This window comes from Candidatus Bathycorpusculum sp. (assembly GCF_009778815.1).
Classification (GTDB): domain Archaea; phylum Thermoproteota; class Bathyarchaeia; order Bathyarchaeales; family Bathycorpusculaceae; genus Bathycorpusculum; species Bathycorpusculum hydrogenotrophicum.
Genome location: NZ_WRFL01000091.1, coordinates 1 through 7,621, shown reverse-complemented (window position 1 = coordinate 7,621; position 7,621 = coordinate 1). Strand labels below are relative to the sequence as shown.

The 7,621-nt window shown below is 46.4% G+C and carries 4 protein-coding genes; 2 read left to right on the top strand and 2 right to left on the bottom strand.

Going from position 1 to position 7,621, the window contains the following annotated elements; all coding sequences use genetic code 11:
- Positions 1 to 467 precede the first annotated feature (467 nt).
- The gene (locus FWF39_RS11460; RefSeq protein ID WP_343383574.1) at positions 468 to 2,624 is read right to left on the bottom strand and encodes a sodium-translocating pyrophosphatase; all 2,157 of its coding nucleotides are present in this window, start codon (positions 2,622 to 2,624) and stop codon (positions 468 to 470) included.
- 177 nt (positions 2,625 to 2,801) lie between these two features.
- Between FWF39_RS11460 and proB the strand changes: the two genes are divergently transcribed.
- Together proB and FWF39_RS11450 are read left to right on the top strand one after the other, a co-directional pair.
- Complete coding sequence (proB, locus tag FWF39_RS11455; protein ID WP_343383573.1) at positions 2,802 to 3,920, top strand: glutamate 5-kinase; 1,119 nt, start codon at positions 2,802 to 2,804, stop codon at positions 3,918 to 3,920.
- Between the two features lie 2 nt (positions 3,921 to 3,922).
- A complete protein-coding gene (locus FWF39_RS11450) occupies positions 3,923 to 5,170 on the top strand; it encodes a glutamate-5-semialdehyde dehydrogenase (RefSeq protein WP_343383572.1) in 1,248 nt (415 codons plus the stop codon).
- Positions 5,171 to 6,009: 839 nt separating this feature from the next.
- Here the strand turns inward: FWF39_RS11450 and FWF39_RS11445 are convergent.
- Positions 6,010 to 7,527 carry a proton-conducting transporter membrane subunit gene (locus FWF39_RS11445; RefSeq protein WP_343383571.1) on the bottom strand — a complete coding sequence of 506 codons (1,518 nt, stop codon included), beginning with the start codon at positions 7,525 to 7,527 and terminating at the stop codon, positions 6,010 to 6,012.
- Positions 7,528 to 7,621 lie beyond the last annotated feature (94 nt).

Sequence of the window (7,621 nt, the reverse complement as noted above, 5' to 3'; positions counted from 1 at the left end):
TTGCGGAGTCGCCTAATATGGCGTTTGTCAGCCGTTTGTGGCCTGAGGTGTGGCTGGGTATAGCTGCTAGACAGTTTAGATGGTGAAATGGTGAGTTGTAAGATACCTCAAAGGTGGGGGGGGAAATTATTTTGGGACAAGACACCCACCACCGTGTAGATATAGTTCTGTATGGATATGTAGTTTACTCCAACATAACAAACAAACAAATTGGACAGCAAATAGTTCTATGTCTTTGTTTATCTTTTGCGTAAACATTGAATATCACAAATAGTTAACGTTGATAATTTGATTTAATGCTCAGTGTACGAACAAAGTGTCTTATTGTTAGACTTCTATGGGGAAATAATATCTTTGAATGACAACTTGTGGTTTCAACTTTTTCACGCCAATAGTCGTTTACACTATGCAGTGATTGTGTAACCAAGAATAAGAAAGGGTTGGGAAAAGGAACTTCCTGGGTTGGCTTAGAGTAGAGAACCGCTAAGCAATCCTACGAACAGGGGTATGAAGACAATGGCTAGTGTGCTTAAGAGTTTGATGAGGACATGGAGGCTTGGTCCGGCTGTGTCTTTGAGGGGGTCGCCTACTGTGTCGCCTACGACTGCTGCGGAGTGTGCTGGGCTACGTTTACCGCCGAAGTGTCCGGCTTCTATGAATTTCTTTGCGTTGTCCCATGCGCCGCCGCCTGTGTTCATAAAGAGGGCCAAGGGGACAGCTGTTAGGGTTGCTCCGATGACTAATGCGCCAACTGCGAGGGGTCCTAGCAGAACCCCGACGATGAGGGGAACTGCGATTACGATGACTCCTGGGATGACCATGCCTTTTAGGGCGGCTTTGGTGCTGATGTCTACTGCGCGGCCATAGTCGGGTTTGCCGGTGCCTTCCATGATACCTGGGATTTCTTTGAATTGGCGTCTTACTTCATTAACCATTTTGGTGGCGGCTTTGCCGACTGCGCTGATGGCTTGTGCGCTAAACAGGAAGGGGATCATAGCACCTATGAAGGCAGCGACCAGGATGGCTGGTTGGGAGATATCAATTGCAAATGAGGTGAGGTGTAGTTGGGTCATGGCTTCTTCGGCGTAGGTTTGGAATAGCAGCTGGGCTGCTAGGAGTGCTGAGCCTAGGGCGAAGCCTTTGGTTAGGGCTTTGGTTGTGTTGCCGACTGCGTCAAGGGCTTCCATGGTTTCTATGCCGGTTTTTTCGCCTGACATTTCTGCGATGCCTGCGGCGTTGTCGGCTATGGGGCCAAATCCGTCGAGTGCTAAGACCATGCCCATGACTGCTAGCATGCCCATGGTTGCAAGGGCGGTGCCATAGACTCCGCCTGTGTAGGAATCAATGCCAACTGTTAGTGCAAATTGGGAACCTAGCACATAGGATGTTAACAATGCGATTACTAGGGTGATTATTGGGAGGGCGGTTGTTTCTAGGCCTACGGCGATGCCGGTTATGATGTTTGTTGCGCCGCCGGTTTGGCTGGATTCTGCGATTTGTCGGACGGGTTTTCTGTCTCGGCCTGTGTAGTAGTCAGTTATTTGGTCGATAAGCACGCTTGCGATAAGACCGGTTAGCAGGCAACCAAAGATGTAGTACCAGGCACTGCCAAAGAAGGCGATGGAGGCTACTAGAAACATTATGGCTGAAAAGATGGTTGATACGTTTAGGCCTTTGCGAAGTGCTTTCATGGGTGTGTGGACTTCGTTGGGATTTAGTTTCACAAAGGGTACAGCGATTAGGGTTCCAAAGATGCCTAAAGCGCGGACAATTAGGGGGAAGATTAGAAAGATGATGTTACCGGTTGCGGCACTAACTAGACCGCCGATGACCATGCCACCGATGTTTTCACCGACTGCAGATTCAAAGAGGTCTGCGCCGCGGCCTGCACTATCGCCGACGTTATCGCCGACGTTGTCTGCTATGACGGCGGGGTTGCGGGGGTCATCTTCGGGAATTCCGGCTTCAACTTTGCCAACAAGATCTGCGCCAACATCTGCGGCTTTGGTGTATATACCGCCTCCTAATTGTGCAAACAAGGCAACAAGTGAGGCTCCAAAGCCCATGCCGACTATGGCGCTTGCGGCGGCGATGCCTGTTTTGTTGCCTATGGCAAATGTGCCGCTAAATAGTACGTCCCAGCCGCCGTATGCTAAAAACAATAAACTTACGCTCAATAAAGATAAACCGACAACTGCAAAGCCCATGGTTGCGCCGCCGTAGAATGCGGTTTGCAGGGCTGCGTTGGGACCGTTTTTAGCTGCGGCTACGGTTCGGACGTTTGCTTTTGTTGCGTTATCCATTGCGATGTAGCCAGCTGCCAGGGAGGAAACAGCACCGATTAGAAAGGCCACAGCGGTACCTATGCCTAACGCAACGGCTATGAGTGCAAATAATACAACAATAATTACGCTAATGGTTTTGTATTGCCTCTTTAGAAAGGCGTATGCTCCTTCACGTATGGCGTTCCCAACTTCGATGGCTTTTGCGGATCCGGGACTAATTTTGTTAATTTTACGCATCAGGAGAAGGGAAACGATTATGGCAATAATTCCGGCTATGGGGGCAACCCAAAATACAGCTGGGTTATCTAAAGAAGTCAGAGACTGAAAGGCAGCATACATGTGGAACATCCCTCGCTCAGTTTACTTATATATTTTTCGAAGCGAATTAAATAATTTATCGTTTGATTGCCAAACCATCCCAGACTACACAATTCCATCGCTAAATCCGCTTAGTTGCATTTTTAAGCAAGCCGCACATATTCAAATAAGAATATATAGCCAAGGGAATGATGATGGATGCCACAAAGATTAATCGTTGTTAAAGTGGGCACAAACGGTATAACCACAAGCGAAGGCAAACTAGACCAAACTGAAATGCAAAGCTTGGCAGACCAAATTGCAACCGCCACAAAACAAGGCGACAAAATCGTCTTTGTCACCTCCGGCGCAGTCGCAGCAGGCATAGCAGAACTAGAAATCCCCCCCAAACCCAAAGACGTGGCATTCCAACAAGTAGCAGCCGCCACAGGCCAAAGCGTACTTATGACGCTATACCGCGAATTCTTCAAAAAACACAACCTAAAAGTCGCACAGATATTACTAACAGCTGAAGACCTCTCCAACCGTACATCATATGTACACACCTGTGATGTTCTGAGTCTTTTGCTTAAAATCGGCGTCGTACCCATCATCAATGAAAACGACGTAACCAGTGTCGATGAGTTAATGCATGCCGAGGGCTATAAAACCAACTTTAGCGACAATGATATCCTCTCAGTTTTAGTCGCCGGCGCCGTCGGAGCAGACCTGGTTATTATCCTATCAGATGTTGAGGGCCTCTACACCGCTGATCCCTCCGAACCCGGCGCAGAACTCATTAAAGCCGTAGATACAATCACAAACGAACTAAAAGAATCCCTAAAAGGAAAAAGTAAACGCGGCAGAGGTGGCATACAGAGCAAACTCAAAGCCGCCGAAATCGCCACCCAATGCGGCATCCCCGTAATCATCGCTAACAGCCGACACCCAAACATAATCGCCAAAATTCTATCCGGTAAAGAAGTGGGTACATACTTCAAACCCCAAAGCCGCATGCCCGCCATGAAACGATGGATTGCCTATGGCGCCGCCGTAAAAGGCACCATCTATGTAAACAATGGCGCAAAAAAAGCAATCCTAGAAGACTCAAGTCTGCTACCAGTGGGCATAACCAAAGTTGTCGGCACATTTAACGAAGGAGATGTGGTAAGCCTCTCCGATGAGAACGCAGAATTCGCAAAAGGCACCCCCAACTTTAGCAGCACACAGTTAAACATAATTAAAGGACTTCAAGTATCAGATGTACACAACAAACTGGGCTCAGATAAACCCAAAGAGGCCATCGAACGCCGAAACATCCACCTAACAGAGGAATAAAAATGAGCCAAATAGAACAAATATGCATCAAAGCCAAAACCGCAGCCTACGAGATGGGCAAACTCTCAACAACGGCTAAAAATACGGCACTGCTAAACATGGCAAATGCACTAGAAACTAGTACAGAAAAAATTTTAGCGGCAAACAAACTAGACGTAGAAGCCGCCAAAACCCGAGGCCTCAAAGCCGCACTACTAGATCGCCTCTCACTAGATGAAAAGAAAATTAAAACCATGGCAAACGAACTCCGAGAAGTCGCCGCACTACCCGACCCAATCGGCACCGTTCTTGCCACAACAACTCAACCCAACGGACTAATCATCAGCCAAATCCGCGTACCCCTAGGCGTTGTGGGAGTAATCTATGAATCCCGACCCAACGTAACCTCTGATGCCGCAGGCATCACCATCAAATCAGGCAACGCCGTAATTCTGCGCGGCGGCACCGATGCACTCAACTCAAACATTGCCATCGGCAACACCCTAAGAGAATCCCTAACCAACACCGATGTTCCAGTGGATGCGATCCAAATCATCAACTCACCAGATCGCAGTGCCGCAGAAGAGCTGATGGGCATGCGCAAATACATCGATGTGCTGATTCCCCGAGGAGGAGCAGACCTGATCAACACTGTGGTTGAGAAGTCACGGATTCCAGTTATCGAAACCGGGACAGGCAACTGCCACATCTACGTTGAGCAAGACGCAGATTTAGAGAAAGCCACCCCGATTATCATAAATGCAAAGGTGCAACGTCCCGGGGTCTGCAACGCCACTGAAAAACTCCTCGTACACAAAAACATTGCACAAACCTATCTACCAACCATAATTGCAGAATTACACAGAAAGGGTGTACAAGTCCGCGGTGATGAGGAAACCTGCAGAATTGTACCTGACGTGAAAGCCGCAACTGAGCAAGACTGGTACACAGAATACCTTGACCTTATCATTGCCATCAAGGTCGTCAACAACATAAACGAAGCCATCACCCACATAAACAAATACAGCACTCATCACAGTGACAGCATCCTAACCCCAGACTTCGCCACAGCCACACAATTCCTAAAAGAGATCGATTCCGCCGCGGTCTACTGGAATGCTTCCACCCGCTTCACCGATGGCAACCAATTCGGTTTAGGCGCAGAAATTGGTGTATCTACCCAAAAACTACACGCACGCGGACCCATGAGCCTCCAACACCTCACCACAACAAAATACATCATTGTGGGCAACGGACAAATCCGAAAATAAAAATCTACACAGAACAGCATAACAACAGATCGAAATAGATAGCAGATACAACCAACAACTTGAATAACACAAAATAAAAATATAAACGGACATTATGGGAGATTTCCGTCGAGTCCACTATAATTATCAAAGTAGCCATACTTTTTATAGATTAGTACTCAAAAATAATGTCGATAAAACGCTATGAATAGAATTTGGTTTGCAACCATACTTCTGCATACCTTACAAGCATCCACAGAGTTGGATTTAGGGGTTCAACTGCTTATTTTGCTTGCATGCACGCCTATGCTGGTCGCATCGACAATTATGTTTGTTAATAGTCTACGGCAAGCTAAAAAACAAAAAACAAGATATATTATACAAATGGCATTTTTTGGGGTGCGCTAAGTCTTGCAGTGGTGATAGCTGTTGTGGGTCAATATATTTTGGCGTTGATTTTTATGACGACATCCGCCATCATCTGTGTAGTTATGTATCCAAAATGGATGAAAATCACAGGTGAGAATGCGGCTAAAAGCAAAATCCCATATACTTCAGGATCGCTACGGCTTAAAGATCTATTTTATGGTTTTCATGGCCCTTCATAGCTAAACTTGAAAGAATATACGGCGAATACAAAGCTATGTCGCTATGGATAACCGTATTAACAAGTATAGCCAGCATCGTTATGCTTGCGCTACATTTGCTATATAGCGTAAAGTTATCTACGGTTAGGATATGTGTTGGGGTTGCGTTTATTTTCTTTCTGATACTCTACCAGATGATAAAAGAAAACCGAATGCCACATTTTTACTGACTTTAGAAATTAGAAAAAGGATAAAAAAATCTAAAGGGAAAAGTTAGGGAATGATAGGGGTCCAAGGTAGTTGGTTCATTATCGGTTGCACTAGGTGCAACACAGTTTCAGGGAATAAGCCTAAGATGAAGATAGCAACGACTAATAGGAAAACAGGAATGAGCAGGTACAGGTTTTCTTTGATGGGGGTAGTGTCGCCGTTTTTGGGTGTTTTGCCATACATGACGTTGATAAGACGGAAGAGGTAAGCACTTTGGATCACACTTGTTAATACACCAATGATTGCAAGCCAGGCTAGATCAGCGCTGATGGCGGCGGTGAATACAAAGTATTTTGCGATAAACCCACCCAGGGGTGGAACACCTGCGAAGCTAAGACAGGCTATTACTAGAGCAAGACTGACCCAGGGCATTTTTTTACCTACACCTGCAAAGTCATCTAAGGTACGGAAGCCGTAACGGTTGATGATGCCTATAGCCATGAAAGCAAGTGCAGTTGTTAAGCCGCCGATGAGGAAGAAGTATAGGTTACCAGTTAGGCCAAGTTGGGTGGTGCTTGTGATGGCGATGAGGTTGTAGCCAACGTCTGCTACGCAGATGTAAGCGATTAATCGTTTGATATTGTTTTGTATAAGCGCTAAGACGTTGCCAACTATTATGGTTAGGGCAGCCATTATGGCTAGCATCAGGGTCCAGTTGAATGCGCCTCCGACTGAGGGTGGTAGTATAATAAAGAGGAGAATTCGGATGATGATGTAGTAGCTACCTTGGTCTACAAGTGAGGAGAGAAATGCCGCGGAGGGAGCGGGGGCAGCGGTGTATGCGTCAGGTAGCCAGAAGTGGAAGGGCACGATGGCAGCTTCGATTGCATAGCCGGCGGCGATGAAAATGAAAGAGATTATGAGCAGATTCAGATCAGAACCGGCTATGCCGCCTATGGCGCCTCGAAGAGCGATATAGTTGAGTGTACCGGTTAGACTATAAACAATTGATAATCCCAAGAGCACAAAAGCAGAGGCGATAATGACCATGATTAGGTATTTGAGGGTGGCACTTAGGCTAAAAGTAGTCTTGCGGTATAGCATCAGAAATGCCGCAGCAGCTGTTGCGGCTTCCCAGAATATAAAGAACGTTAAAAGATCGCCCGCCAACACTGCACCGATTAGGGCACCTGTCAAGATTATCATAACAGCAATGTATCGATCAGAGGGTCGATCATCAGAGTTAACAAACAATACGGCATAGATCATCACTACAGCCGCAATAGCGATCATGATGATAGCCATATAGATGGATAGGGCATCGACTAGAAAAGCAGAAGCAACAGGGTTTGAGGAGCCATCTAGGGTGAGGTTGAGGGGTTCGGGGTTGGCTGTGCTGTAGTAGGAGAATGCAAGATTGGCTATAGTTAAGCCTGCAATTATAAAGACTGATAAAACCCAAGCCAGAGATAGGCCGGTTTTATAGTTACTTTTTCGGATGAGTTTAAAGACGGGGATAGTCAGCAGAGCTGCAACTATCAGAGTAAAGAGGGGTAATATTACGTCAAAGATTGTCACCATGCTTTTTCACCTATCCAAATGTCACCGTTTGAATTAACTGCATAAAGAACGTCGGGTAAACGCCAATGAGCACAACAAGTACAGCCAATATAGC

Bases quoted from the DNA above. Each gene is read 5' to 3' on its own strand.
- FWF39_RS11445 (WP_343383571.1), bottom strand. From the start codon at position 7,527: ATGGTGACAATCTTTGACGTAATATTACCCCTCTTTACTCTGATAGTT.
- FWF39_RS11460 (WP_343383574.1), bottom strand. From the start codon at position 2,624: ATGTATGCTGCCTTTCAGTCTCTGACTTCTTTAGATAACCCAGCTGTA.
- proB (WP_343383573.1), top strand. From the start codon at position 2,802: ATGCCACAAAGATTAATCGTTGTTAAAGTGGGCACAAACGGTATAACC.
- FWF39_RS11450 (WP_343383572.1), top strand. From the start codon at position 3,923: ATGAGCCAAATAGAACAAATATGCATCAAAGCCAAAACCGCAGCCTAC.